Origin of the sequence: Mesorhizobium sp. B264B1B (assembly GCF_020165765.1) — a bacterium.
Classification (GTDB): domain Bacteria; phylum Pseudomonadota; class Alphaproteobacteria; order Rhizobiales; family Rhizobiaceae; genus Mesorhizobium.
Genome location: NZ_JAIUIS010000013.1, coordinates 170,931 through 194,790 on the forward strand (window position 1 = coordinate 170,931; position 23,860 = coordinate 194,790).

General features: G+C 62.0%; 25 protein-coding genes. 11 read left to right on the forward strand and 14 right to left on the reverse strand.

The window, feature by feature from the left end; all coding sequences use genetic code 11:
• Positions 1–26 precede the first annotated feature (26 nt).
• The 3 genes from LB547_RS24615 to LB547_RS24625 are packed head-to-tail and all read right to left on the reverse strand — an operon-like array spanning position 27 to position 2,722.
• The gene (locus tag LB547_RS24615) at positions 27–470 is read right to left on the reverse strand and encodes a hypothetical protein (protein WP_140557423.1); all 444 of its coding nucleotides are present in this window, start codon (positions 468–470) and stop codon (positions 27–29) included.
• Positions 471–499: 29 nt separating this feature from the next.
• Positions 500–1,450, reverse strand: a complete 951-nt coding sequence (locus LB547_RS24620) for a YVTN family beta-propeller repeat protein (protein WP_224655933.1) — start codon at positions 1,448–1,450, stop codon at positions 500–502.
• A gap of 42 nt (positions 1,451–1,492) precedes the next feature.
• On the reverse strand, positions 1,493–2,722 hold the full coding sequence (locus LB547_RS24625; RefSeq protein WP_140632166.1) for an ABC transporter substrate-binding protein: 1,230 nt from the start codon (positions 2,720–2,722) through the stop codon (positions 1,493–1,495).
• 38 nt (positions 2,723–2,760) lie between these two features.
• Here LB547_RS24625 and LB547_RS24630 point away from each other — a divergent pair, with 38 nt between their 5' ends.
• From LB547_RS24630 to LB547_RS24650, 5 genes are read left to right on the forward strand one after another with little or no spacing between them, the layout of a single operon-like run.
• Positions 2,761–3,015: a hypothetical protein gene (locus LB547_RS24630; protein WP_140560484.1), complete on the forward strand. Its 255-nt coding sequence runs from the start codon at positions 2,761–2,763 to the stop codon at positions 3,013–3,015.
• Complete coding sequence (locus tag LB547_RS24635) at positions 3,012–4,838, forward strand: (5-formylfuran-3-yl)methyl phosphate synthase (RefSeq protein WP_140762924.1); 1,827 nt, start codon at positions 3,012–3,014, stop codon at positions 4,836–4,838. The genes LB547_RS24630 and LB547_RS24635 overlap by 4 nt, the downstream gene beginning before the upstream one ends.
• Positions 4,839–4,841: 3 nt before the next feature.
• Complete coding sequence (locus LB547_RS24640; protein WP_140515154.1) at positions 4,842–5,393, forward strand: flavoprotein; 552 nt, start codon at positions 4,842–4,844, stop codon at positions 5,391–5,393.
• Positions 5,386–6,780, forward strand: a complete 1,395-nt coding sequence (locus tag LB547_RS24645) for a DUF6513 domain-containing protein (protein ID WP_140560486.1) — start codon at positions 5,386–5,388, stop codon at positions 6,778–6,780. The genes LB547_RS24640 and LB547_RS24645 overlap by 8 nt, the downstream gene beginning before the upstream one ends.
• Positions 6,781–7,365, forward strand: coding sequence for a DUF447 domain-containing protein (locus LB547_RS24650; protein WP_140524700.1), 585 nt, complete (start codon positions 6,781–6,783; stop codon positions 7,363–7,365).
• A 20-nt stretch (positions 7,366–7,385) separates the two neighbouring features.
• On the opposite strand, the gene LB547_RS24655 is transcribed toward LB547_RS24650, so the two are convergent.
• Positions 7,386–8,432 (reverse strand): hydantoinase/oxoprolinase family protein, encoded by a 1,047-nt coding sequence (locus tag LB547_RS24655; protein WP_140524699.1) that lies wholly within the window; start codon positions 8,430–8,432, stop codon positions 7,386–7,388.
• Between LB547_RS24655 and LB547_RS24660 the strand changes: the two genes are divergently transcribed.
• The gene (locus tag LB547_RS24660; RefSeq protein ID WP_140515158.1) at positions 8,382–9,173 is read left to right on the forward strand and encodes a HisA/HisF-related TIM barrel protein; all 792 of its coding nucleotides are present in this window, start codon (positions 8,382–8,384) and stop codon (positions 9,171–9,173) included. The genes LB547_RS24655 and LB547_RS24660 overlap by 51 nt on opposite strands.
• Positions 9,174–9,308: 135 nt before the next feature.
• Here LB547_RS24660 and fae read toward each other — a convergent pair whose 3' ends face one another.
• From fae to LB547_RS24695, 7 genes are all read right to left on the reverse strand, one after another.
• A complete protein-coding gene (fae, locus tag LB547_RS24665) occupies positions 9,309–9,815 on the reverse strand; it encodes a formaldehyde-activating enzyme (protein ID WP_140762927.1) in 507 nt (168 codons plus the stop codon).
• A 148-nt stretch (positions 9,816–9,963) separates the two neighbouring features.
• Positions 9,964–10,824, reverse strand: coding sequence for a triphosphoribosyl-dephospho-CoA synthase (locus LB547_RS24670; protein WP_140515159.1), 861 nt, complete (start codon positions 10,822–10,824; stop codon positions 9,964–9,966).
• A 12-nt stretch (positions 10,825–10,836) separates the two neighbouring features.
• Positions 10,837–11,784: an ATP-grasp domain-containing protein gene (locus LB547_RS24675; RefSeq protein WP_140515160.1), complete on the reverse strand. Its 948-nt coding sequence runs from the start codon at positions 11,782–11,784 to the stop codon at positions 10,837–10,839.
• Positions 11,785–11,835: 51 nt separating this feature from the next.
• Positions 11,836–12,792 (reverse strand): methenyltetrahydromethanopterin cyclohydrolase, encoded by a 957-nt coding sequence (mch, locus tag LB547_RS24680; RefSeq protein WP_140515161.1) that lies wholly within the window; start codon positions 12,790–12,792, stop codon positions 11,836–11,838.
• Complete coding sequence (locus tag LB547_RS24685; RefSeq protein ID WP_224655934.1) at positions 12,789–13,850, reverse strand: ATP-grasp domain-containing protein; 1,062 nt, start codon at positions 13,848–13,850, stop codon at positions 12,789–12,791. Before LB547_RS24685 ends, mch begins: the two co-directional genes overlap by 4 nt.
• Positions 13,851–13,896: 46 nt before the next feature.
• Positions 13,897–14,790 carry an NAD(P)-dependent methylenetetrahydromethanopterin dehydrogenase gene (locus LB547_RS24690; protein WP_140566625.1) on the reverse strand — a complete coding sequence of 298 codons (894 nt, stop codon included), beginning with the start codon at positions 14,788–14,790 and terminating at the stop codon, positions 13,897–13,899.
• Positions 14,791–14,820: 30 nt separating this feature from the next.
• Positions 14,821–15,792, reverse strand: coding sequence for a beta-ribofuranosylaminobenzene 5'-phosphate synthase family protein (locus LB547_RS24695; RefSeq protein WP_140623844.1), 972 nt, complete (start codon positions 15,790–15,792; stop codon positions 14,821–14,823).
• A 157-nt stretch (positions 15,793–15,949) separates the two neighbouring features.
• On the opposite strand from LB547_RS24695, the gene LB547_RS24700 reads away from it, so the two are divergent.
• The 5 genes from LB547_RS24700 (at position 15,950) to LB547_RS24720 (ending at position 20,885) form a co-directional block, all read left to right on the forward strand.
• Entirely contained in the window at positions 15,950–16,330 is a 381-nt protein-coding gene (locus tag LB547_RS24700) for a 4a-hydroxytetrahydrobiopterin dehydratase (protein WP_140498164.1), read from the forward strand.
• Between the two features lie 118 nt (positions 16,331–16,448).
• Positions 16,449–17,555 (forward strand): tungsten formylmethanofuran dehydrogenase, encoded by a 1,107-nt coding sequence (locus LB547_RS24705; RefSeq protein WP_140566631.1) that lies wholly within the window; start codon positions 16,449–16,451, stop codon positions 17,553–17,555.
• On the forward strand, positions 17,549–19,180 hold the full coding sequence (locus LB547_RS24710; RefSeq protein ID WP_140672296.1) for a formylmethanofuran dehydrogenase subunit A: 1,632 nt from the start codon (positions 17,549–17,551) through the stop codon (positions 19,178–19,180). Before LB547_RS24705 ends, LB547_RS24710 begins: the two co-directional genes overlap by 7 nt.
• Complete coding sequence (gene fhcD, locus LB547_RS24715; RefSeq protein WP_140560495.1) at positions 19,168–20,076, forward strand: formylmethanofuran--tetrahydromethanopterin N-formyltransferase; 909 nt, start codon at positions 19,168–19,170, stop codon at positions 20,074–20,076. Before LB547_RS24710 ends, fhcD begins: the two co-directional genes overlap by 13 nt.
• Entirely contained in the window at positions 20,073–20,885 is an 813-nt protein-coding gene (locus tag LB547_RS24720; protein WP_140672298.1) for a formylmethanofuran dehydrogenase subunit C, read from the forward strand. The genes fhcD and LB547_RS24720 overlap by 4 nt, the downstream gene beginning before the upstream one ends.
• A gap of 124 nt (positions 20,886–21,009) precedes the next feature.
• Here the strand turns inward: LB547_RS24720 and LB547_RS24725 are convergent, their stop codons facing one another.
• The 3 genes from LB547_RS24725 to LB547_RS24735 form a co-directional block, all read right to left on the reverse strand.
• On the reverse strand, positions 21,010–21,756 hold the full coding sequence (locus LB547_RS24725) for a GGDEF domain-containing protein (RefSeq protein ID WP_140672300.1): 747 nt from the start codon (positions 21,754–21,756) through the stop codon (positions 21,010–21,012).
• Positions 21,757–21,860: 104 nt separating this feature from the next.
• Positions 21,861–22,547 (reverse strand): thermonuclease family protein, encoded by a 687-nt coding sequence (locus LB547_RS24730; protein WP_140762930.1) that lies wholly within the window; start codon positions 22,545–22,547, stop codon positions 21,861–21,863.
• 19 nt (positions 22,548–22,566) lie between these two features.
• Positions 22,567–23,766, reverse strand: a complete 1,200-nt coding sequence (locus LB547_RS24735) for an ABC transporter substrate-binding protein (RefSeq protein ID WP_140762933.1) — start codon at positions 23,764–23,766, stop codon at positions 22,567–22,569.
• Positions 23,767–23,860 lie beyond the last annotated feature (94 nt).

Below are 23,860 nucleotides of genomic sequence, written 5' to 3' on the forward strand. Positions count from 1 at the left end.
TCTAGCGCGCCTGATTTCCTTTGGTCTCACTTGATCGTGATCTTGCCCTTCAGGCCCTTGTCGGCGAGGTCGGGAACCGACCAGGTATACTCGCCGGGGCGAACTGTGTGGAATTGCACCTGGATCGTTCCCGCGTCGTCGAATTCCAGCCAGGCCGGTCCGCCGTCCATATGCACCTCCAGATCGTCGATGACGATCTGGTCCATCCACACATTGCGGAACAGGTCGGTCACGAACTTGTATTCGAAACCGCCCTTGGAGGTGATCTTCCAGCGATAGCCTTGGCCGGCGATCAGCTCGAAATCCTTCTGATTGACGGCATAGGTGGAATCGGCCGAGCCGATAATCAATTCCGGCAGGTTCTTGCTGGCACGCGATGGTTTTGGCGTTGCGTCATCCGCGCTTGCGGCGATCGGAGCAAGCACAAATCCGGCGAGCGCGGCGAAGATAAACCTATGGCGAAATTTCATGTCGCGATCCTCCCCATGATCAATGTCTGCTATTTGGGCGAAATGGCCACACCCCAAGGCTGCTGGCCTACGGTGAGCGATTGGACCGGCTCGTCGGTCGCCGTATCGATGAACGTGATGTCGTTGGAGTTGCCATTCGTGGTGATCAGCGTTTTCTGGTCGGGTGTGAAGGCCAGGTGCCAGACGCGTTGGCCGACGAGGATGTATTTCTCGACCTCGTAGGTGTCGGTATTGACCACGGCGACATGGTTCGCCGGGCCGAGCGCGACATAGGCTTTCTTGCCGTCGGCGCTGATGGCGATGCCTACCGGCTGGATGGTCTCAGCCCGCAATCCCTGGATCGCGAACTGGATCTTCTTCACCACTTCGCGTTTGGCGTTATCGATGACGCTGACGGTGCCGCCGACCTCGGCGCTGACCCAGACCTGCGAGCCGTCCGGCTTGAATTCGGCAAAGCGCGGGCGCGTGTCGACCAGTACGTTATCGGTTACATCGTGGGTGCCAGTGTCGATGAAATGCGCCATGCTGGTGGTTTCCGAGGTGTTGACCATGATCTTGCCATTAGGGCTGATACCCATGCCTTCCGGTTCCACGCCGACTGGAATCTCGGCCATGACCTGCTTGCTCTCGACGTCGATGGCGGTGACGAGGTTGTCGTCCTCATTGGCGACATAGAGCGTCTTGCCGTCAGGCGAGAGCACGAACAATTCGGGATCGGGGCCAGATGGCAGCGTGCCGACGATTTGCAGCGTCGCGGTGTCGATGATTTCGACCGTGTCGTCGTCACTGGCGCAAAGATAAACGAATTTGCCGTCATGCGAGATGGTGATGCCGCGTGGCCTCTGGCCGACCTCGACGGTCTTCACCACTTGCATGGTGGCCGTGTCGACGACCGTCATCGTGTTGTCCTTCTCGTTGGAAACGTAGGCCGTATAGGCCGATGCCGGGCTGGCCGTGAGGCCGGCCGCGAGAATGGCCAATGCACAAGCTCGTGTCTGCACGCAAATTCCTCCCCTTTGGCCCTACTTGAGAACGCATTTCGTTTCCGGCTGATCGATACCAAGCGTATCGAGTTCGGAGAATTGGTGGAGATAGCCCTCCTGCGGCGATGTCGACACGACCGACTTGGTGTCGCCAAGCAGGATCGGCTGGCGAAGCTGGAGGTTCCATTTGCGGAAGGTGAGTTTCTGTCCCTTGAAGGCGGCAACCGAGAAATCGCCCGACCGGATGTAGTCACTGATCTTTTTGGCATCGTCGCCTTTGGTGCGCGTGGTGGCTTCGCCGACGGCACGCACTGCTGTCCACGCCGACATGTCCTTGGAAAGCATCCGCCGGGCCGTCGTCTTCAGGAAGCGGCTCTGCATCTGGATGCCGCCCCATTGCTCGCTGGCGGGATGCCACGACGATGCAACAAGCCCGGCCGTGCCGGCGACCAGCCGCGGCGTCCAGGTGCGGTAGGGCACGTAGGTGCCAAACACCTGGCTTTCGTCGGCGACAAGCACAATGTCGTGCTCCGGCAGATCCTGCGTGAATACGGAAATCTGCTGCTGTATCTGCGTGGCGCCGGTGTCGGTACGCCTGGCCGTGCCGGTGTCCTTGAATTCCTTCTCGGCGACGATCTGGCCGCCGAAACGGGTTGCCGCGCGGCGCAACGCGTCGGCGTAGAGATGGTCCTGCTCATGCGAGCCGTAGAGCAGCACCCAATTCGGCCACTTCTTCACCATGAGATACTGCGCCAGCGCATCGGCAAGCATGCTGCGCGTCGGCGCGATATGAAAAACATTGATGCGGCAGTCCTCCTCGCGCAGGCTATCGTCGGTGGCACCGATGTTGAAGATCAGCACGCCCTTGTCGCGGGCTATATCGGCGATCGACAGCAATTGTTTGGCCGAGAGGTCTGCGACGACATAGTGGTCACCTTTGGCGATCAGGTCCTCGAATGCCTGAACCGCGTCGGCTTCGGGTTTGATCTCGGTCACGTCGAGGCTGAATTTCTGGTCGGTGAATTTTCCGGTGGTGTTGTTATCGCCGATTGCCACAGTGGCGCCGGCGACACCTTCATCACGCGGCGGCAGGTCGAGCATGGAAAGCGTCAATTGCGGCGCGTAGGCCCGCAAATACCCTATCTTGATTTCAGTGACCTTTTTTTCCGGCTTCGCCGCCGCTTCCTGGGCTATCGCGCCCGGAGCGTTGACGGTCAGGGAAAAAAAGCACAAAAAGGCGGCGAGAGTGCCCGGCACCGCGCTCGTCATCGATAGTAATTACCCATTCTTGCGCTGAGGTCCGACGGGTGTCGGAGCAGCGCCAAGTCCAGGTGCCCATGGTCAACTTAGCCGACCCGCAAAATTTATCAAACCCTATCGGACGACTTTTCGCGTCTGCCCTGGCTCGGTGTCTTTTTGACAAACATGCCATGGCGGCTGAAAAGATTGCCATCTTCGATTTCGAGGTCGTTCGCAGCTATGTCATCCGCGACGTGCGCGAGAATCAAGCGGACGAAGGACAAAAGATCTTGTCCTCCAAACTGGAGAAACTGTTCAAATGACCAGAATGCTGGCCAGCGTCACCGGCATCGAAGAGGCGGAGATCGTTCTTTCGAGCGGCGCCGACATCGTCGATCTGAAGGATCCGAAGGCGGGAGCGTTGGGCGCGGTACCCACGGAAACCATCCGCCGAACGATTTCGTTCATCGCTGGTCGGGCTCCGGTCAGCGCGGTCTGCGGCGACCTGCCGATGGAACCCGAAACGATCCGCGCCAAGGCTGAAGAGATCGCGGCGACCGGCGTCGATTATGTCAAGATCGGGTTTTTCCCATCGGCTCACATCCCTGCCTGCGCGGAGGCGCTCGAACCGCTGGCCGCGCGAACGAAGTTGATCGCTGTGCTCTTTGCCGATCTGGCGCCGGACTTCGAGCTCCTGCCGGTATTCGGCAGGCACCGCTTCCACGGCGTGATGGTTGATACCGCGCAGAAGGGAAAGGGCCGGCTGCTCGACCATTTGCCACCGGAGCGGATTCCGGGATTCGTCGATCGAGCCAAGTCGCTCGGTCTGATGGTTGGCCTGAGCGGATCGCTCGAAGCCCCGGATATTCCACGTCTATTGCCTTTCGCTCCCGATTTCCTCGGCTTTCGCGGCGCGCTGTGTGGCCATGCCGACCGCGCGGGTTCAATCAGCGCCGAGGCGGTCTTGCAGATTCGCGAATTGGTCCCGGCAGAGCCTGGGACGGGCGGTAAATCGAGCATCGACTATCGCCTGTTGGCAGCGAGAGGCTATTCGCCGGGCACCGATCCGACACTGGGCACGGACAGGATTTTCGTGCGGGATTTTGTTCTGCCGGTCCAGATCGGTGCCTACAGCTTCGAGCATGGTCATACTCAAAAGGTGCGCTTTGATGTGATCGCCGACGTGCTGCAAGTCACCGACCATCCCGAGGACATGCGCCATGTGTTCTCCTATGACATCATCATGGATGGCATTCGCACCATCGTCGCGCGGGGGCACATTCAGCTCAGCGAGGCTTTGGCCGAGCAAGTGGCGGCGCACGTTCTGGAGAACGAGCGCGTCGTGCGCGTCACGGTAAGGGTGGAAAAACTCGAGCTCGGGCCTGGCGGTGTCGGCGTCGAGATCGAACGCAAGCGCCAATCGGCAGGACGCGGTGTCGCCTCCGGCTCTGCCGGCCGAAAAGACAGAGGCAGTGTTTCCCGGCCGCGCCAGCAAGGCTCCGACGTCCTCGGGCGGGCCGTCGTCAAGCTTGGCGGCAGCACTGCCCATGCGGCGGAAATGACGAGCTGGATCGCGGCGCTGGCGGGTTCCAGGTTACCGATCGTCATCGTGCCCGGCGGCGGCCTGTTTGCCGATCAGGTGCGCGAGACGCAGACCCGCATGGATTTTTCCGACACCGCCGCACATGCCATGGCGATCCTCGCCATGGAGCAGTTCGGCCAAATCATCCTCGATCGGGACGAAAGACTGACGCCGGCACGATCGCTGGAGGAGATTGTGCGAGCATTGGACGAAGGCAAGGTTCCGGTGTGGCTGCCGTCGTCACTTGCGTTGCCGGCACCGGACCTTCCGGCCTCTTGGGACATTACCTCCGATTCCCTGGCTGCCTGGCTTGGCGGGAAGCTTGGCGCGAACGCGCTGTTGCTTATCAAGCAGACCGATGCATTCTTCGACAACGATACCCCTGACAGCCTGAAGGCCAGGGGCATTGTCGACCCAGGCTTTGCCGCCATGCTGCCCGACGGCATCGATTTCCGTCTCGCCGGTCCGAAGGATGCCGCCGAGGCGGGCGCGCTACTCGCATCGGGCAAGCTGCCCGGCATCGGGATTGTGGCTTCGACCCGCTCGGCAAAGAAGGCAGGATAGCCGATGGTGAAGCTGCACGTGCCGCGCTGGGCGTGGGTTTTGACGGGGTCCGGGCATTTTTTCACGGAGAGCTTCGCACTTGTTCGCCAACTCGAACATTGCGATGTCTTCGTGTCGAAAGCCGCCAATGAAGTGCTGCGCATGTACAAGCTCAAACTCGATTTTCCGGAGACGACGCGCGTGCTGCACGACAAGACGGCGAGCGCCATTCCCGTCGGCGAATTTTACCACGGCGTCTACCACACGGTCGTGGTGGCGCCTGCCTCGTCCAACACGGTTGCCAAATGCGTCTGGGGTATATCCGATACGCTTGCCACCAACGTCTTTGCGCAAGCCGGAAAGTGCCGCGTGCCGATCATCGTCTTTGCCTGCGACACCGCACCCGAACTCGAAACCATGGCGCCGCATGGCCTGGTCAAAGTCTATCCGCGCAGGATTGACCTGGAAAACACCGAGCGGCTGAAGGGGTTCGAACGAACCCAGGTCGTCGAGTCGCTCGCGGACCTCAACGCGGCGGTTCAGCAACGCCGGGCCGAGCTGTCCGGCCATGGCTGAGCGGCTGGTCTTTCTCACGGGACATCTGGCCAGGGCACGGTTGGAAAAGCTGCTATCCGGTCTGGGCGAGACGGAGTTTTCGTGGGAGGTGGTCGACATAGGTGTCAAGGTCGCCGCACTGATGACCGAAGACATCATAAAGCGGCGTCTCATCGCGCCCAACGCCGTTGACCGCTTTATCCTGCCAGGGCGCTATCGCGGCGATATCGAGCAATTGTCGAACCATTTCGGCGTGCCCTTTGCGCGCGGTCCTGACGAGATCGCGGACCTGCCGGCCTTTCTCGGCCGTGTCGGCGAGCCGCCGGATCTTACGCGTCACGATATGCGCATCTTCGCCGAGATCGTCGATGCGCCAATGCTGTCGATCGAAGCGCTCACGCTGCGGGCGGGGACGCTAGCTGCGGCCGGCGCCGATGTCATCGATCTTGGCTGCCTGCCTGAAACGCCATTTCCGTTGCTGTCGGAGGCTGTGCGCGAGCTCAAGGCACAAGGATTTCAGGTCAGCGTCGATTCGGCCAGCGCGGACGAACTGTCGATCGGTGCACGCGCCGGTGCGGACTATCTTCTCAGCCTCGACGAGAACACGCTGCCGTTAGTGTTCGGCCATGGGGCTACGGCGGTGTTGATCCCGTCCGCCCCCGGCGATCTGGATTCGCTTGGCCGCGCTATCGATGCGGCGCAAAGGGCTGGCATTTCCTTTATCGCCGATCCCGTGTTGGATCCGATCCACTTCGGCTTCGCCCAATCGCTCGGCCGCTTCATCGAGGCGCGCCGCCGCTGGCCGAAGATCGAATTGCTGATGGGCACCGGCAATCTCACCGAACTTACCGACGCCGACAGTTCTGGCGTTACGGCCGTTCTAACGGGGCTCTGCTCGGAACTCGGGATTCGAAACGTGCTAGCCGTACATGTCAGCCCTCACACGGTGCGGACGATCGAGGAGCACGACATTGCCCGTCGCATCATGTTCGCCGCCCGCAATGACGGTGCACTGCCGCGTAGCTATCACCCAGGCTTGCTGCAGATCCACGATCGCAAGCCCTTCACGGCCTCGACCGATGATATCGCTGGATTGGCGGCCGAGGTGCGCGACGCCAACTACCGTATCGCGGCAGCGGAGGACGGCATTCATATTTTCAACGGCAAAGGGCACGCGGTTGCCACGGATGCGTTCGAATTCTTCGCCGGACTTGGCGTGGAGACCGATGGTGCGCATGCTTTCTATCTGGGCGCGGAACTGACGAAGGCCGAGATCGCGTGGCGCCTCGGCAAGCGCTATGTTCAGGACGAGCCGCTCGCATGGGGCGTTGCCGCACCGGCTCCCGAAACCGACCGTACCCGTCTTGCCAAACCGGGCGAAACGCTTCGCGCGAAGAAGGAGGGCTAGGTGCCTTACATTCGCGAGACAATCATCACCACTGTCGACAAGACAGGAAAGGTCCATATCGCGCCGATCGGCATAATCTCCGAAAAAGACGGCTGGGTCATCGCACCGTTTCGTCCCTCGGTTACGCTCGACAATCTGGCGGCGGTGCCGTTCGCCATCGCCAACTACACCGACGACGTGCGCGTCTTCGCTGGATGCCTGACCGGGCGCAAGGACTGGCCGACCGTTCCCCTTGAAGATTTTCTGGTTCCCCGGTTGGCGACTGCGCTGGCGCATTCGGTTCTCGAAGTCGAGAGCGTTGACGATGATGGCGTGCGCCCTCGCCATTTCTGCCGCGTGCTTCGAGAGGAAATGCATGCGCCCTTCACCGGCCTTAACCGTGCCAAGGCGGCTGTTCTGGAACTGGCCATCCTGGTCAGCCGGCTTGGCATGCTACCCCGCGACAAGATCGAGGCCGAGATCGCGTATCTTTCGATCTCTATCGAAAAGACAGCCGGCGCCGACGAACGGGAAGCCTGGGGTTGGCTGATGCAGCGTGTCAGCGATCACCTAGCCGCCAAAGGGTCCAGCAGCGGGGACGCGTGAGCGTGACGGCGCGAGCGCCGCTACGCTGCTTGTGATCGATATCCAGCCAGCAGCGCCACCGCCGATGCTGGTGCGGCGCGGCTGGCCTCGCCGCGAACAGCTTCATGAGCGGGGACGATGTCGGCGAAATCGACAAAGCGACGTTCCATGCGCTCGGCCAGCCGCCTGATCTGCCAGCGGCCCGTTCCGGCGCCGACGATCGGAACATCTTGAGCAAGACCCCAGGCAACCAGGGATGCTGCGTCGTGGATTTTCCGCAATTGCTGCTCGCTGAACCAGCGTGCGACTTCACCCCATTCCGGCGGCGAAAGTTCAGCGGCGTCGCGCCCGACCATGCGCGCCAGTCGCGCGATTGAGCCGTGGACCGTCTTTTCCTTGCCGTCGGCGGAAGGGTGCATGTCGTCCTCCTCATCGAGCACGCCCAGGATCCGGTGCGCGTCGGCGATCGAGGCGAAATACTCGTTCATCAATGGCGTCAGTCTTCGATGGACAGGAGCAGACGAGGCTACGCCGAACAGAAATGTCCTGGTAAATCCCGTATAGACCAGTTCGCCAGTCAGAAGCCGTCCTGCATCGGTGTACCCCTCATTGACGACGGCGCCATTCTTGATTGCGATAATGTCGGTGGTGGTGGAGCCCATGTCGACGAACAGGGCATCGCCGGCCAATTTTGCCACCAAAGAGGCTGTCGCGTGCCAGTTGGCGGAGGCGACATCGGTGCTCAGCCGCGCTGCCTGCTCGACCTCGACAAAGCCGGATGATCCGGCATAGATCAGCTTTTCGCCTGTGGGAAAACGGTTGGAAATCTGATCCAGCAGCGTCGTCACGCCGATATCGCGGGACGCAAAGATGTCCGACAGTTCGCCCGTCATGGTGAACGCGTTGAGATCGGCTTCCGCATAGATCGGAGCTGTTTCGTCGAGGGCCGAGGTCAGGCTGTGCAACCCTTGCCAGAGCGGCGTGGCGATCGTTACCGCGCCGACGATGCGGCCGCCTTGCGCGCGCGTCACCTTCAGATGCGCGCCGCCAATGTCGAAGCCCGCAATGATGCTCTTTCTTTTTTCCACACTTCAAGCTTTCATGACAGCAGTTGGTCGGCGAGAAAAACGTTGCGCATCATTCCGGTTCTCGACTTGAAAGGCGGCGAGGTCGTTCGCGCCCAGCAAGGAAAACGCGATCGCTACCGGCCGATCGTTACCCCGCTCAGCCGAAGTTCCGATGTCCTCGCCGTCGCCGAAGGGTTGCGCACGCTTTATCCCTTTTCGACCTTCTACATCGCCGATCTGGACGCCATCGGAGGCGGTACTCCAAACAGCGACGCACTTGCCCGGCTGAGGGCGATGACGCAGCCGCCTGAGCTCTGGGTCGATGCCGGCGTAGCAGACAGGAAAACACTTTCGGCGGCGCTTGCTGAACGTTCGGTGCACCCCGTGTTGGGCTCCGAATCGCAGCAGGACGATGTGCTGCTCCGGCATTTTCGCGATCATCCCGATCTCATCCTGTCCCTTGATTTCCTTGGCGATGATTTTTGCGGACCGCGTTCTCTTCTCGCTGAGCCCGAGCTTTGGCCGCAAAAGGTGATCGTCATGACGCTGGCCAAAGTCGGTGCGGCCGCCGGCCCGGACTTCAGGCGGCTGGAGGAGGTCAAGGCCAAGGCGGGAAGTCGCGCGGTCATCGCGGCCGGCGGCGTCCGCGATGACAACGATATCCACGCATTGTCAGCGATGGGCATCGCCGCAGCGCTGGTCGCAACCTCACTGCACAACGCCACGCTCACACCTAGTCACCTGGCGTCGTTCGGCGCCTGATCACAGTTGCTCCTCACCCCCGAAAGGCGGGCGCCCTTCGGGAGTGTCGCTTCAAAAGCCCAGAACCCTTTTCAGCCGGCGCAACAGACCATCCGTTTCGGAAGATGGCTTTTCCTGTGCGGGGCTGTCTCTTGTCTAGGCCGCGAACGGATGCTTGACGTTGTCGCGCTGAGCGGTGGCTTCGGCGGCGGTCGGGGTTCCTGTGATAGCGCGCTGGATGGCCTCCTTTGTCGCCTCGTAGTTGTATTTCTGGATCTTGGCGTCGTCGGCCGCGTCCCAATGGATGAATACGCCAACGCAAATGAACACGTCGTCCGCTTCGTTTGCCGGAATTGTCCCGTCCGCGACGCTGTCCTGCACTGCCTTTGCAACGGCGTGCTGCGCCGGGCCGAACATCTGTACAGCCTGCTTGGCGCCCTTGATCGTGACCTTGTTGAACATCACCGTATTGGGCTTGCATTGAAGATTGGGCGCGATCACCGCCAAAAGCGAGGTAAAACCGTCCTTGTTGTTGGTGAGCGCGTTGCAAAATGCCGTTTCGACTGCGCTCCCTCGCGGCCCGATGAGCAGGTCGACATGCGCGACTTCGTTGCCGTCCCCGACCAGCGATTCACCGACCATTACCTTCGAGATTTTTGCCATGCCAATTTCCTCCAAGACACAATTATGATGTCCACGGACGCTGCAACCGAGCAGGCGCTCGATGGACAGCTATCCTTGTTGGCAGCGCCCGGATTGCCCGGACCGGTTGGCTAGATAGCCGCGGAAGCACAGCTCCCGCTTTTGGAAGTCAAGCACCAACGCCGCGATTATGCAAGCGAGTGCCTAGAGTGTGGACTAAAAGAGTAGCCACGGTCAGATCGGCCGAGGTGCCGGGGTTTACTTTGTCCGCCTTCAGCCGGCGGTCGAACTCCATGAGCAGGCGAATGCGTGACGGCTCGTCGCCGTTGGCATGGAGCGTCGCCTGAACGGAAAGAGCGTCCTGTCGCACCTGATTTGCGACTTCAATTCCGTGATTGCGCACCACGTGACTGTCGGGGAAGCCTGCGAGAAACGCCATATAGGCGAACACGGTCGGCCACATGCCGCTTTCTCCGCGAGCTAGCGCCCCTACCAGCGCGGCCAGCCCTACCCCGAACACGTCGCCGAAACAGGTGTCATACTGGCGGGCGATCATATCGCGGTCGGCAGCCTCCCGCATTGCTTCCAAGAGATGAACCTTCGGCTCCTGCCGCACATCATTCGCGGCATCTCCCAGGCCGCCTGGCGCTGCCATGGCGATCGCCTCGAACACTGCCCTGGTATCGTCCATGCTCAACGCGCGCAGCAGCGAGTCGAGATTGTCCTGCAAGCTGCCACTCCTCATTTCGGCGGCGCCTATCAGAGGCCCCGCCAGGAGGACGATGCCGAGATTGGTGTTGGTTGCTACCGCCAGGCGTGTCGCACGCACCGCCTCCAGCATGCGCTGCCCGACCGAGAGGCGAGGATCGGTCAGCGGCTCGGACGAAACCTCGGCACTCATCATGAACTGGGCGGCGGACATGCCGTGTCCGTCGGCGAACAGGTGGACATTGCCCGGCTTCAGAGCTTCGATCTCCATCCGGCAGGCATCCTTGTAGCTAGCCCGGAGGCGTTCACGCGATAACGCCATCCTGCCGCTCCGTTACGAATTCGCCGGCGCGGTGAAACGGAAGGGCCGCGGCGCGGCGGTCGCTTCGGTGCGGTCGGCCAGGAATTTCAGCAGGGCATCGGCGATCGCCTCGGCGATGTTCACAGCGACCACCGATTGCAGTCCTGACCAAGCGGGCATGCTGTTCACCTCGAGTACGAACAAGCTGCCATCGTCGGCTCGCACGATGTCCACGCCGGCGAAATCCGCGCCGACGGCGGCTGACGCGGCGACAGCCAGCGATGCCAGCTCAGCCTTGCCAGGTCCCGAAACCGGCTCCGGCACGCCACCCCGGTTGACGTTCGTGATCCAGTCGTCGCTGCTGCGGCTCATCATCGCGACTGTTTCGCCGGCGCAGACAAAAACGCGGAAATCCCGGAAGGGCGGGCCGGCGCGCGACACATAGTGCTGGAGATAGTAGACGCTGTTCACCTCGTCTGCGGCGGGAAGGTCGGAGAGCGTACGGATCAGCCTTATCCCGCGGCCTTGCGCCCCGAACAATGGTTTCAGCACCAGCGGTCCCTCCCGAAGCTCCTGCGCCGCGATCTCCTTGGCGGCGGCAAGTCCTTCGACGGCGAATGTCGGTGGCGTTGGCAGGCCAGCATTTTTCAAGAGGAAAGTCGTCATCGACTTGTCGACGCAGCGTTCGACCGCCTGCGCCGAATTCCACACGGGAACCGACAGCCGGCTCAGCGCGTGCAGTACCCCGAGGCGCCGGGTGATCGCTTCGAACGATCCTGCGGCGATCGAACGGACGAGCACGGCATCGGGCAGCGCACCGCCGAAACCGGGGATCGAAAGTCCGCCCGGGCTGCCGGTGTCGAACGCGATCGCCGCCAGCGGCACGGTTGCAACAATAGCGCCCCGTCGACCAAGCCTTGCCGCGAGGCCACTTGAGCCGGTGTCCGAATTGTCGCTGACGATCAGGATGCGAGGGATCATGTGGTGCCTCGGATGTGGCGGATGACGGACGGGTCTCTTTGTGCCGCCATGCTAACCGAGGCTCCGTTCGAGCATCTTTGGATCACGCCGGCCAGCGCGAAACGTGTCGCCGGTTTCGATCGCCGTCACGATCACTTCGGCCGGGCTGAACAACAGTGGATCGATGGCATAGAAATCCCCCTTGAACCGCTTGAAGATCTCGGCAAAGGGTTGACCGTAGTCCCGTGAGGCGCGGCTCGGAAGTTTCTCCGCGAGGTTGCTGGCCTCTTTTGCCGACCCTTTTACGAAGAGCTGGACGCTGCCGCCATAGATGATGGCATCGTTCGTTCTGCCCATGGCGGTCAGGAAATCCGGGTGGGGGGCGGGGATTGGCGCCGCTCCGATGCCGTCGACAACGTTCTCCAGCGGAAATTTGAGATCGTTGGCCTTGTGCAGGGCAACCTCGAGCGCGCGCGCAACGATCTGCAGGCTGCCGGCAAGGCTTTGCGTCGGCGCGTAGAGGAAGGTGAGCTTGTCGGTTGCCAATCCGGTTGCCTTGCTCACTTTCTCGACGATTGCTGGGGGAGGCGGTTTGGCAGTCTCCAGGATAAGCACGGCGGACGATGCGGTGTCTCGATAGGAAAGCGCGTCGAACAGGGGTTCGACGCGGGCGAGTGCCCGCGCCGGTCCCGATCCCATGGCGAAATAGTCCTGGGCAGACAGGTTCCAGCCCGCATATTGACTGCCTAGGCAGGCTAGTACCGGCTGCGACGAGCGCACCTCGACGGTGAACGGCCATTTCCGCTCCGTGCGGTCCATAAACACCGACACGCTGCCGAGACCGCCCATCGCCGCCTCCGCCATGCGCAGCCCGGCCTCGACGCTGCCGGGCGCCTTGGCGCCGACATCGATAAGGAGCTCGCCCAAGGTTCCCTTGGAAGCGGCGATCCGCAGCCGTTCGGCGTCGCTGATCATGCCGTCAGCGATGCGCTGTGCATTGTCGTTCAGGAATGCCGAACCGTCTTTCATGTCCGGTCTCCTTCCCATTGGAGTTGCAACCGGCGGGCTTGCCCCTTGATGAGCCGCCTGGTCAAATCGGCGTTCGGACCGCGCGCGAAGACGGTGCAGACGGGGTCGCCGGCAATCAGAGGGGTGCCGGGCGACTGATGGTCAGCGGTCCATTCGGGCCACGCAATCGACGGAAACCGCGCGATTGGCGTCGCGGCGTAGGTCACCATTGAAGCCATCGAATCGACGAAGCGTGGCAAACGGTAAGTTCCGCCGGTTGCAGCTCGCAGATGTGCTTCGATCAGCGGCGCGTCGGCCTCGTCAAAAATGTCCAGCGTGGCGCCTGGCCGCGGATTGATCTCGATGAGCTTGTAGCCATCCGATCCGCGAATGAGATCGGCGCTGCACAATCCAACCAGGCCGGCACGGCGCGTCAGGGCTGAAAGCCAGCCGCCGATGACCGCCGCCTGCCTGCGGTCGAAGCGTCTCAGCCGCACGGCCCCGCCATAGCGGTAGGGCGCCGTGGAGACGGGGGAAGTCCATTGTTGGCTGAAGCCGACGATGCGCGCGGCCTGGCCGTCGCCGACGAACAGGGCCGAGATGCTGCGTCCGGCGACGAAACGCTGGAAATAGCGGCCGGTGGTCTGGCTTTCTCCGGCCGCCTGTCTGATATGTCCACCCCCGGCGCCGCCCACGGTCTTGGCCACCCAGCTGTCTGGCTCAGGCGGTCGATCCCACCGGAATTCCGGATGTGGGATGCCGAGTTCGGCACAATCCGCGGCCAGCAATTGCGGGTCCTTGATCCTGCTGATCGCCGCGCCGCGATTGCCGGCAAGCGGAAAATGGCGAGCGACGGCGTCGACAGTCTCCGTCATCCGCTCAAAACCCGAGCCCAGGACGACGGCGACCGGCTGGTCTTCGCCGACCAGGTCCCGAAGCGTCTCGATGATGCGCTCGCCGTCGATGCCGTCCTGTAGGTTGCCCGGCAGCTTGGTCGTTCGTTCTGCCAGCGCAACCGTATCGGTATCGCAGAAGAAATCAGCGACCAACGGACGATAGCCCGCACGCCGCGCAGCCATGGCCAATGCCCGGCCTGAAATCGCCGCGATCAGCAGAGATCTGGCGCTATTTGGCAATCTCGCGTGCAAGGGAAAACGCTTCCTGGAAATCGAGCGCGATCGTTTTTTCGGATTCGATCATTCTTTTGAAAAGGCCAGACTCGACCTTATATTTGACGTTGCCGATGGCAAGCGGGCCAATCCCGACGACCTTTGCCGCTTCTAGCGGGTCGCCATTGGCATTGACGGCCAATCCTTCGATGCCTGCGGGCGGGACCGCGTTGACGTCGGCGGCGATAAGCAAGCCGCTTCCTCTCAACTGGGCCTTTGAAACCACCTGGACGCCGGCTTTCGCACAAGCCAATATGACCTCACTTGCTTCGACCAGATCGGCTTTCCGGGCATCGCTCGATCCGTCAGCCGCATCGACACCGATCTTGAATCGGCTTTTGATCTCGGCAGCGATCTGCTTCACCCTTTCGATGCCGTCATGGCCGACAAGCGTGACGCGGGCGCCCTCCCTTGCCGCGATGACGGCGGTGCAGAAGCCAACCACGCCGGTGGCGCCGAAAACAGCCACCCTCGTGTCCTTCAGCCCGCGCTCGAATTTCTTCTCCAACGCCTTTTCGACCTTGGCCACCATCGCCGCGGCCGTGGTGAACGAGCCGGCGGGGTCGGCAAATACCGAAACCTGGAAAGGCGGCACCATCGCCTTCTTCGCGGCATCGAACATGTCGAGCGCCAACGAAGCATCCTTCCCGGCGATAAAGATGCCGGTATCGACCCCCGCATCCGGCGGGCGCGAAAAGATCGCGTCCTGAACCAGGCCTGTCACCTCACCAAGGTCGACATCGACATAGGGGACCACGCTATCGAAGCCAGCGTCGAGCGCCATGTTCACGTCGAACGGGCTCATGTGCTTCAACGGCGTCAGCATATGCAGGATATGTTTGCGGGCCATTTCTCGCCTTTCTGCTTGGAATCTGAAGCGTCAGCTGCCGACGAGACCGAGTCCGGTCGAACTGATCTTCGCGCCGGAGTTCCTGCCTTTGACGATCTTGATCTGAAGGCCGTCTTCAACGGCTGTCTTCTGAACCGCGCCGACGAATTTGAGCGCGGCGTCATGCGACGGCGCGAAGGCAAACCCTGCGGGTCCCCAGGAACTCTGGCCGATCCCGACGGCGCCCGCTTTATTGAGACGGTGAGCGACCATCTCGACCCGCTTTGAGGTGAACACACCGCCCTGCGCCGGAGCGAAATGGCTGCCGATCAGCATCTGTATCGCGGTGACGGCAGCGCCGAATGCCGCAAGATCGCGCTCGACCAAGGCCGGCATGATACCCATCAGTACCCTCCGGCAGATCTCGCCGCTGCCCGCCGTCGGGAAGGGTGGCAGTGAACGGAACGCCGCGACCTCTGCCTCGCCATGCAGTCCATGCCCGGCATGGTCGAGGATGAGGATGACGCGCCATTCTTCGGGAAACGGCAGCCGCGCCACGACCGGAGGCGGTCCGCCACGCTCGTCCTTGCCCGCGTCGACAATCACGCCGCCGTCTTCGAAACTTGCGATGCCGATTCCAGATCGGCCGCCTCGTTCGAGCAGGGTCGCGTCGCCGGCGACATCGAGAGGCAGGTTGTGGAGCGTTCGCAGTGCCGAGGCGACGGCAAGGGCGATCTGCGTGCCGGACCCAAGGCCGGCGTGACTCGGGATCGACTGTTCGATCACCAAATGGTGCTGGCCGCGAATGCCGAGATGCCTGCAGAGCGTCGACAAGTGCTCACCGGCGCGAACGCTCTCGGAACCTTCGACTATGGTCTCGCCGGACCGCGACAGGGTGACAACGGTTTCGGGTTCACTCAACGGAAGCCCAACGCTGCCAAAGCGACGTCCGGCATCGCCATTGAGATCGAGGAAGCCAAGGTGAAGGCGAGCGGGCACTCGTACGGTAACAAAATTCGACATCTGCCCCCCGATGGGTGCATCATGGATGCATCATGGAAGTTTAGGTGCCCGCCACGATGATAACTGTTTTCGTCGAGGGAGCAAGCCAAAGAGAGTGCATTCATGTTTCTGCTTTGGCCTGTCGTGTTGACGGACCGAGCAATTCGGGGAGGTCGAGATGAGCGAAACGGTCAAGGAGAAGGTCTATTCGGACGCCGAGATTGCCGACCGGCTTGAGAAGGAGTTGCCGAAATGGCGCTACGAAAACGGCTGGATACGGCGCAAATACAAGACCCACAGCTGGAAGTCGACGCTGATGGTCATCAACACGGTTGGCCATCTCGCCGAGGCGGCGTGGCACCATCCCGATATCACCGCTTCCTATGCCTGGGTCGAGGTACGCCTGATGAACCACGCGGCGAAGGGTATCACCGACAAGGACTTCGAGTTGGCGAGAAAGATCGAGGACGTTGTCCAGTGGCAGCCGGCCAAGGAAGGCGGAGCGCTGGAGGGAACTCCGGCGACCGATCAACGCTTCGCTTACATCAAATATGATTAAGCGCGGTCGGAGTTTGTTGATAGCGTATGAAAACATTCGTTAATCTGCTGGCAAGCGGGGTTCACGGCCAATCCAGTTTCGTCTAGGATCGGGCCGGCACCAGAAAGTAGTGTAGCGAATGGCGGTTGCTTGGATAGGCAACCGGGAAGCGCTGGTCGAGCGCGCGGCTGCGCATGCCGCGTCGCTGTTATCGTCAAGCCGGTGCCCGGTTTTCAGCTTTGATACGGACATACACGGCACGAGGGCGGCGATCGCGCTGGCCGAGCGGCTTGGCGCGGCATACGATCACACCGACGGCGCGGCACTTGCCCGAGAGACCCTGCTTTTTACCGACAGGGGCGCGATGACCGTCGCCCCTGGGGAGACGCGCCGGCGTGCCGATATCGTGGTGATCGTGGGCGAACTCGCACAAATCCATCATGATCTTGTTGCCGAACTCGCTGGCACGGTTCCCGATCTCTCGACCAGGCCCGATCTCTCGACCGGGATTGAGCGCGAGTTCTTCCTGGTGGGATCGAACGGGGTGTCCGCGCCGCCGTTGAAAAACGGGCGCAAGGCAACGCTCCTTTCCTGTGGCCAGGCTAGCCTCGGCGCCACGCTGGCGGCGCTGAGGGCGCAGTACAAGGGGCGGCAAACATCGCGACCGGTGTCGAACTTCAACGATTTCGCCAAGGCTCTGGCGGCTGCGCACTTTCCCGTGTTCCTGTTTTCAGGCCACGCCACCGATGGGTTGGCGTTGGAGATGCTGCAGGGGCTGATCGCCGATCTCAATCGCAAATCACGTGCATCTGGTCTTCATCTGCCCGCGAGCGAAAACGGGTGGGGAAGCGTGCTCGCCTCGACCTGGATGACAGGTTTTCCATTGCGCACGGGCTTTGCGCGGGGCTTCCCGGAATTCGATCCCTGGCGTTACGATGTGGCGCGCATGATCGCCGCCGGCGAAGCCGACCTGCACCTGCGGATCTCCGCCACGGTTGCCCAACTCCCGAGAAAAAGAGGACGCATGGCACTGATTGCGCTGGCTAAAACGGAAGAGCCGGTCACAGGCGCCGCGGTCACCATCGCCATTGGCGAAGCTGGGGTCGATCACGATGCGGTTGTCTATTCCAGCCGTACCGGCTCGCTGAAGTCGACTGATACCCGCGCTGCTTCGAAATTGCCCTCCGCCGCGACGATCATTCGCCTAGTCGCCAGTCGGGTTTTCGCCGAGGCATTGCCATGCTGACGAAAATCGCCAACGGCGACATCGTCGACCCCGTCAACAGCCGCCTCGGCAAGGGCGACCTGTGGATCAAGGACGGCAAGATCGTCGCGGCGCCGGCTGACGGGGTGGCCGACCGGACCATCGAAGCTGCCGGCTGCATCGTGATGGCGGGCGCCATCGACATCCACTCCCACATTGGCGGCGGTAACGTGAATACCGCGCGGCTTCTCTTGCCCGAACAGCATGCCGCCCATCAGGCCCGACCGGCGACCACGCCGCTCTCCAATGCCGGCTGGTCGACCTTCCAGACCGGCTGTCTCTACGCCAAGATGGGCTTCACGACGGTCGTCGAACCGGCGATGTCGCCGGGATCTGCACTCCACACCCATCTCGAGCTGGCCGACATCCCGATCATCGACAAGGCGACGCTCGCCATTCTCGGCAACGACGACTTCCTGCTGTCAATGATCCGTGACGCCGCCACACCTCAAATGATCGAGGACTATGTCGCCTGGACGGTCGCCTCGACGCGAGCGCTCGGGGTCAAGGTGATCAACGCCGGTGCAGCGGCCGCCTTCAAGGAAAACGCACGCACGTTCGCGCTGGACGATGTGGTGCCTTCCTACGGCGTCAGCTCGCGCAACATCGTCAAGACGCTGCAGGCCGCCGTCGACAATCTTGGCCTGCCGCATCCTTTGCATGTCCATTGCAACAATCTGGGCATTCCCGGATCTGCGGACACGGCGGCCGCGACGATTGCGGCGGCGGATGGGCAGCCGCTGCACCTTGCCCACCTCCAGTTCTATGGCTATGGCACGGAAGGAAAGCGAAGATTTTCCTCCGCTGCCGCGCGGCTTGCCGAACTGGTCAACACGACGCCGGAAGTCACCATCGATATCGGTCAGGTGATGTTCGGTCAGACGGTCACGGTCTCCTCCGACGTCATGCGGCAGTTCTCGGCGCGGGGCAACGCGCATCCGAAAAAGACCGTCATTCATGACGGGGATGGCAATGGCGGCGGCATCGTGCCCTACAGCTATGGCAAGGACTTTTATGGCACGATGCAGTGGGCGATCGGGCTCGAGCTTTTTCTCCTGATCGACGATCCCTGGCGTGTGTTCTTCACCACCGATCACCCCAACGGTGCACCCTTTACCGCTTATCCGGCTCTGTTCGAGCTGCTGATGAGGCGGGAAGCACGCACCGAAATGGCCGCTGGACTTTCACGATCCGCCTTAGCGCACTCTACCTTGTCCGCAATCGATCGCGAATACACGTTCGAGGAAATAGCCATCATGACGCGCGCAGCGCCGGCCAGGCTGCTTGGGTTGACGGATCGAGGCCATCTCGGCGCCGGCGCGATAGCCGATATTGCTGTCTATCGCAGGAACGAAAGTATCGCGAAAATGCTCGGACAGGCGGCATATGTTTTCAAGGATGGCGATCTCGTCGTGCAGGACGGGGAGATCATCCATTACCGCTGGGGCAAGGCCCTCAGGCTTAATCCACCTGTGGACAAGGCGATGGTGCGGCGTCTGGAGGACTATCACCAGCAGCGCTACGGCCTGTCCTTAGATTGGTTCAATTTCCCGGATTCCGCGATTGCGCGTGAACAGCCATTCGGCGAGGTGCCATGCCGAACGTGAGCGTAAATGGCGTAACGATCGACGATACTTTTGCCGAAGCCTTTGGGATGCGGGCAACCGCCATCATCATCACCGCGCCGAACCGGAAATGGGCACGGCAGGCGGCGATCACGATGACCGGCTTCGCCACCTCGGTAATCGGTTGCGGCTGCGAAGCGGCAATCGATGCCGACCTGCCGCCGTCAGCCACCCCGGATGGCCGGCCCGGCTGCCGCGTGATGATCTTCGCGATGGGAACCGATGAATTGCAGAAGCAACTGCTCAATCGCGTCGGGCAGTGTGTTTTGACTTCGCCGGGCTCCGCTTGCTTTGCCGGGCTGGAGGGCAGCGCCAAGCTCAAGCTCGGTTCGGCACTGCGTTATTTCGGCGATGGCTGGCAAATCTCCAAGAAGATCGGCGACAGGCATTTCTGGCGCATTCCCGTCATGGATGGTGAATTCCTCTGCGAGGCGACAACCGGACTGACGAAGGAAGCCGTCGGCGGCGGCAATTTCTTTGTCATGGCCGAAAGCAGCGCCAACGCATTGGTCGCGGCCGAGGCCGCGGTCGCCGCGATCGGAATGGTGCCCGGTGCCATCGTGCCGTTCCCGGGCGGCATCGCCCGTTCGGGTTCCAAGATAGGTGGCAAATACAAGGGCATGATCGCCTCGGCCAACGAAGGCTACGCGCCGACACTGCGCGGTGTGGTTGCGAGTGAGCTCGGCCCCGACATCAACGCCGTCCTGGAAATCGTCATTGATGGTGAGACCAATGATGCCGTTGCCGCGGCGATGAAGGCCGGCATCAAGGCCGTCCTCCAGCTCGGACCGAAGAAAGGCGCGGTTCGCATCGGCGCCGGCAATTACGGCGGCAAGCTCGGTAAGTTCATCTATTCGCTGAAGGATATGTTGCCATGAAGGCGCTGACCTTCACTCTTGTTGCCGAACCGCCTGAGCGCCTCGACCTGTCGCCGCTGACGCCGGAGCGGCTTGCTGGGAGCGAAAGACGGGATATCGAAAAAATCCGAATCGGCATGTCGAAGCACGGATCGAAGGTGGGCGACATTTTTCGCCTCGCCGGCAGCGATCCGCTAAGCATCGTGTTCGAAGGAGGAAGCGCGCGCCTCGACCGGGTGGCGCAAGGCATGGGAGGTGGATCGGTTCGCGTGATCGGCAATACTGGCGCGCAGGCCGGGCGCGCCATGCGCGGCGGCAAGCTGACGATCGAAGGCAATGCGGGGCCGCACGCCGGCTCTGGCATGCGCGGCGGCAGGCTGGAGATAACAGGCAATGTCGGCGATCACCTTGGTGCGCCGCTCGTCGGCGAACTGGCCGGCATGAATGGCGGCGTGCTGATCGTCAGGGGCAGGGCGGGCGCCTTCGCCGCGGACCGCATGCGGCGCGGTCTGATCTCTGTGCTGAAAGGCTCGGGCGACTATGCCGGCAGCCGCATGATCGCAGGCACGCTGGTGGTAGCCGGGGGCATCGGTGAAATGCCCGGCTACCTGATGCGCCGCGGTTCGATCCTTCTCGATCGCGCGCCAGGACATCTGTCACCGAGCTTCGTCGAGTGTGGCGCGCCGGAGAGCGTTTTCGCCACCGTCATCGATCGTCATCTGATCGCCGAAGGCATTTTGAAACGGCCGCTGCTGGGGAGCGCACCACATAAATATGGCGGCGACAACGCGGTGCTTGGAATGGGCGAGGTTCTCTTTCCGCGCCGATGAGGTTTCCGGCAACGAGATCGATCAAGTGCTTGTGCCTGTCGAGCGGCCCTGCTCGCTGAGCTTTAGGAATGTGTCCAAACGTCGATTTGCCGCCAGTTATTGGCTTCGCCAAGGTTAAAGCGGCCTACTGGAGACCTGTAGGGCGCGTTTCGGCGGATGCGCGGGCGGATAATTGCGCTTCCGCTGAGCGAAACATGTCCTCGAATCCAAGCTCGGTTTCAAACACGGTGCTTCCCAGGCTGATCGCCAGAACGTCCTCGGTCCCCTTGGGCGCGAAATAGACCCGCGCGACGCTTGCCCGAATGCGCTCGCCAATTTCCGCGGCCTCCGCTTCGGTCGTACCTGGAAGAAAGACTCCGAACATCGATGTTCCTATGCGACCTACCATATCCTCCTTGCGGACCGAAGACTGAATGGCCGATGCGACGAGCCGCAAGGCCTCATCGCCCCAATCTGGGCCGAAGCGAAGATTTATGGAGCGAAGGTGTTCGGCATGAATCACCAGGAAGGCGCCCGAGCGCGGCCCTGGCGCTGACGGCCTGGCCGCGCGCCGCTCGACCATCGAGGTGAAAACCGGGCCGTTCAGGCAGCCTGTCACCCTGTCATAGGTCTCGGCCCTGTTGAGCTCCCGCCGGTAGCCGCGGATCTGGGCCTGCTTCAAGCCGATCAATACGAAAAGCGGCAGACCGATGATCAGAGGCAGCAGCACCGCAGTGACCATGCTGCGCCCGAACGGCGTCAAGACATCGCTGAACAACAGCAGATAATTGAAGCCCACGGAGAGGGCAAGGCTGCCAACGGTCCCCAGGAAGGCGAGCCACGCGACACCCTTCCATACCGGCTCGGTGGCGGTCGTTTCGGCTTGTGCCATTACCAATCTCCTGTCAGATCGGCGAGCATAGCGCCGGCATGCGCAATTTCAGTTGCGGCAAACCATACAATTTGATCGATGTGCGAATCGTGAATCGATTTCGCCTATCGCGGCGGGCCGAAAACTCCCACCTCCGCGTCCTCGGCGACTGCTTGCGCCTTGCCATAGATGCCGGTGGGCAGCGCGATCGCCCAGCCGTTGGACACAAGCCAGGCGCCGACATCCTGCTTGCCAAGACTACACGGCGCGGCAATGGCAAAACGTTCGATCTCCGGCGGCATGAAGCACTTCAGCGCGCGCCCACGCAGCCAGGAGTTGAAGGCGGCGCGTGCGCGCTGGCCGCAGGACCAAGCGACATCGTGAAACGAGCAGGTGGCTTCCGGTTCTATGCTGGCCACACCACTGACGGCCACTTTGCGTCCCATGGATTCGAAAGTCGCCGATGACGTTGCCATTGGCCGGAAGAGCAGGGTTTCGCGCCAGTCATCTGGCATGGGCGTTTTAGGGGGCACGGCGAGGCCGAGGTCGCCGAGCGGCGGCCGGGCTTCGATCCGCTCGATCTCGGGCAGGTCAATCGACGGCAGCGCGACAATGCCCTCGGCAACCCTGCGCGCTTCTCGCCATTCTCCGTCGAGAACAGTCGTCTGCGACCGGGCTGGTTGCCCGGCATTCTCGACACGAGTCCCAAGGGCAGGCCTGTCGGTCGCAAGCAAGGCTCCGGCATGCATGATCAGGGCAATCCCGAACAGCAGCTCGAGGCCTCCGACCGTAATGACCAGCCGGGCCAGCACAGCGTTCGTTACCGGACGGTCAGAACCCCGAGGTCGATTTGGCAACCAGTTTGAGCGCACCCTTTTCTATCCGATAGAATGGCATCGATCTTTGGCTGGATCCATCGGCGCGAAAGCGGAACAGGCCGGTCGATCCGCGAAATCCACTCGGATTTTCGAGCACCTGTTTGCTGAAACCGTCAGGTCCGACCGCGCTGGCAATTCCTGCAGTCAGCGCAACCATATCATAAGCGTAGGCTACGTTGACGTCGGCGGGATAATTGTATGTCGTCCTGAAGCGATCGGCGATCGGCCCGGTTTCGCCCGGATCGAGCGTTGCGATATAGGCTCCCTCGAACGATGGTTCCATGGGATGCTCCAGCCAACGGCTGGTTCCAACGACGGAGGTCGCCTTGCCCGCAATGCCCTTTGATTTGAGGGCGGCAAGGATAGGCGAGGGGCTGGCATCGCCGCTGGCAATGATGACAGCGTCGGGAGTGTCCACGAGCGAGGCCATTTCGTCGACCGCCTTGGCGGCGCCGTCGCCGGCCGAATATGGAACGGTGACGGCGAGCGTCGCGCCATAGATGCTGAGACTGTTGGCGACCCGCTTCTCGACCGTGCTGGCGTTCGAGCCACCCGCGACAAACAGTACGAATTTTTTTCCGCCTTTCGCGGCGATGCCCGCGGCGCCCGCCGCCGCACTGTCCGCTTCGCTGAGGCGCACGGCATAAACACCGGCGCCGCCCGCGAAATTGTCGGCAAGCGCCAGCACGGGCGGCCGCTTCGATCCCGACAATGTGGCGATATGCTGGGCTGCCGGCAGTTCGGTCGGCCCGATGACGACTTTCGTGCCGGTCGTCAGGGCTTGCAGCGCCAATTTGCCGGCCTGTGCGTTGTCGCCCTTGGTGTCCTCCACGGTCAGCGTAAGCAATCCATTGCCGATATCGGTCATCGCGAGCTTGGCGCCATCCAGCATCTTGCGGCCATTTTGCCCCGCCGATCCCGGGGCGGATAATGGCAGCAGCATGGTAATTTTCGTCGAACCGGTACCCAGCGACTGGGTTGCCTCGACCGGGCCGGCGGCCGCGGCGCCGTCCTGCCCGGCAGGCGCGGCAATCGCCGCCGGATCGAGCGCTTCGGTAACGCCCCCCTTCGACTGGCAGCCCGACAATACCGCGTCGAGCGCGAAGGCGGTTGCCCAAATCTTCAGCCCACGGACCCGTCGGCCAGCTTCCATGATTGTCCCACCCTGTTCACCGCCGGTTTATTATCCCGGTCTGGTCTCCGACGCATGTTACGGCGAACTGGTCGTGCCGTCCTGTTTTTCTTCA

What these genes read in the sequence shown, in the direction of transcription:
- LB547_RS24615 (WP_140557423.1), bottom strand. Translation starts at nt 470, where the DNA reads ATGAAATTTCGCCATAGGTTTATCTTCGCCGCGCTCGCCGGATTTGTG.
- LB547_RS24690 (WP_140566625.1), bottom strand. Translation starts at nt 14,790, where the DNA reads ATGGCCCGCAAACATATCCTGCATATGCTGACGCCGTTGAAGCACATG.
- LB547_RS24635 (WP_140762924.1), top strand. Translation starts at nt 3,012, where the DNA reads ATGACCAGAATGCTGGCCAGCGTCACCGGCATCGAAGAGGCGGAGATC.
- LB547_RS24670 (WP_140515159.1), bottom strand. Translation starts at nt 10,824, where the DNA reads ATGGCGTTATCGCGTGAACGCCTCCGGGCTAGCTACAAGGATGCCTGC.
- fhcD (WP_140560495.1), top strand. Translation starts at nt 19,168, where the DNA reads ATGCCGAACGTGAGCGTAAATGGCGTAACGATCGACGATACTTTTGCC.
- LB547_RS24695 (WP_140623844.1), bottom strand. Translation starts at nt 15,792, where the DNA reads ATGTCGAATTTTGTTACCGTACGAGTGCCCGCTCGCCTTCACCTTGGC.
- LB547_RS24705 (WP_140566631.1), top strand. Translation starts at nt 16,449, where the DNA reads ATGGCGGTTGCTTGGATAGGCAACCGGGAAGCGCTGGTCGAGCGCGCG.
- LB547_RS24675 (WP_140515160.1), bottom strand. Translation starts at nt 11,784, where the DNA reads ATGATCCCTCGCATCCTGATCGTCAGCGACAATTCGGACACCGGCTCA.
- LB547_RS24640 (WP_140515154.1), top strand. Translation starts at nt 4,842, where the DNA reads ATGGTGAAGCTGCACGTGCCGCGCTGGGCGTGGGTTTTGACGGGGTCC.
- fae (WP_140762927.1), bottom strand. Translation starts at nt 9,815, where the DNA reads ATGGCAAAAATCTCGAAGGTAATGGTCGGTGAATCGCTGGTCGGGGAC.
- mch (WP_140515161.1), bottom strand. Translation starts at nt 12,792, where the DNA reads ATGAAAGACGGTTCGGCATTCCTGAACGACAATGCACAGCGCATCGCT.
- LB547_RS24685 (WP_224655934.1), bottom strand. Translation starts at nt 13,850, where the DNA reads ATGGCTGCGCGGCGTGCGGGCTATCGTCCGTTGGTCGCTGATTTCTTC.
- LB547_RS24625 (WP_140632166.1), bottom strand. Translation starts at nt 2,722, where the DNA reads ATGACGAGCGCGGTGCCGGGCACTCTCGCCGCCTTTTTGTGCTTTTTT.
- LB547_RS24710 (WP_140672296.1), top strand. Translation starts at nt 17,549, where the DNA reads ATGCTGACGAAAATCGCCAACGGCGACATCGTCGACCCCGTCAACAGC.
- LB547_RS24735 (WP_140762933.1), bottom strand. Translation starts at nt 23,766, where the DNA reads ATGGAAGCTGGCCGACGGGTCCGTGGGCTGAAGATTTGGGCAACCGCC.
- LB547_RS24645 (WP_140560486.1), top strand. Translation starts at nt 5,386, where the DNA reads ATGGCTGAGCGGCTGGTCTTTCTCACGGGACATCTGGCCAGGGCACGG.
- LB547_RS24660 (WP_140515158.1), top strand. Translation starts at nt 8,382, where the DNA reads ATGCGCGCCGCCAATGTCGAAGCCCGCAATGATGCTCTTTCTTTTTTC.
- LB547_RS24700 (WP_140498164.1), top strand. Translation starts at nt 15,950, where the DNA reads ATGAGCGAAACGGTCAAGGAGAAGGTCTATTCGGACGCCGAGATTGCC.
- LB547_RS24720 (WP_140672298.1), top strand. Translation starts at nt 20,073, where the DNA reads ATGAAGGCGCTGACCTTCACTCTTGTTGCCGAACCGCCTGAGCGCCTC.
- LB547_RS24725 (WP_140672300.1), bottom strand. Translation starts at nt 21,756, where the DNA reads ATGGCACAAGCCGAAACGACCGCCACCGAGCCGGTATGGAAGGGTGTC.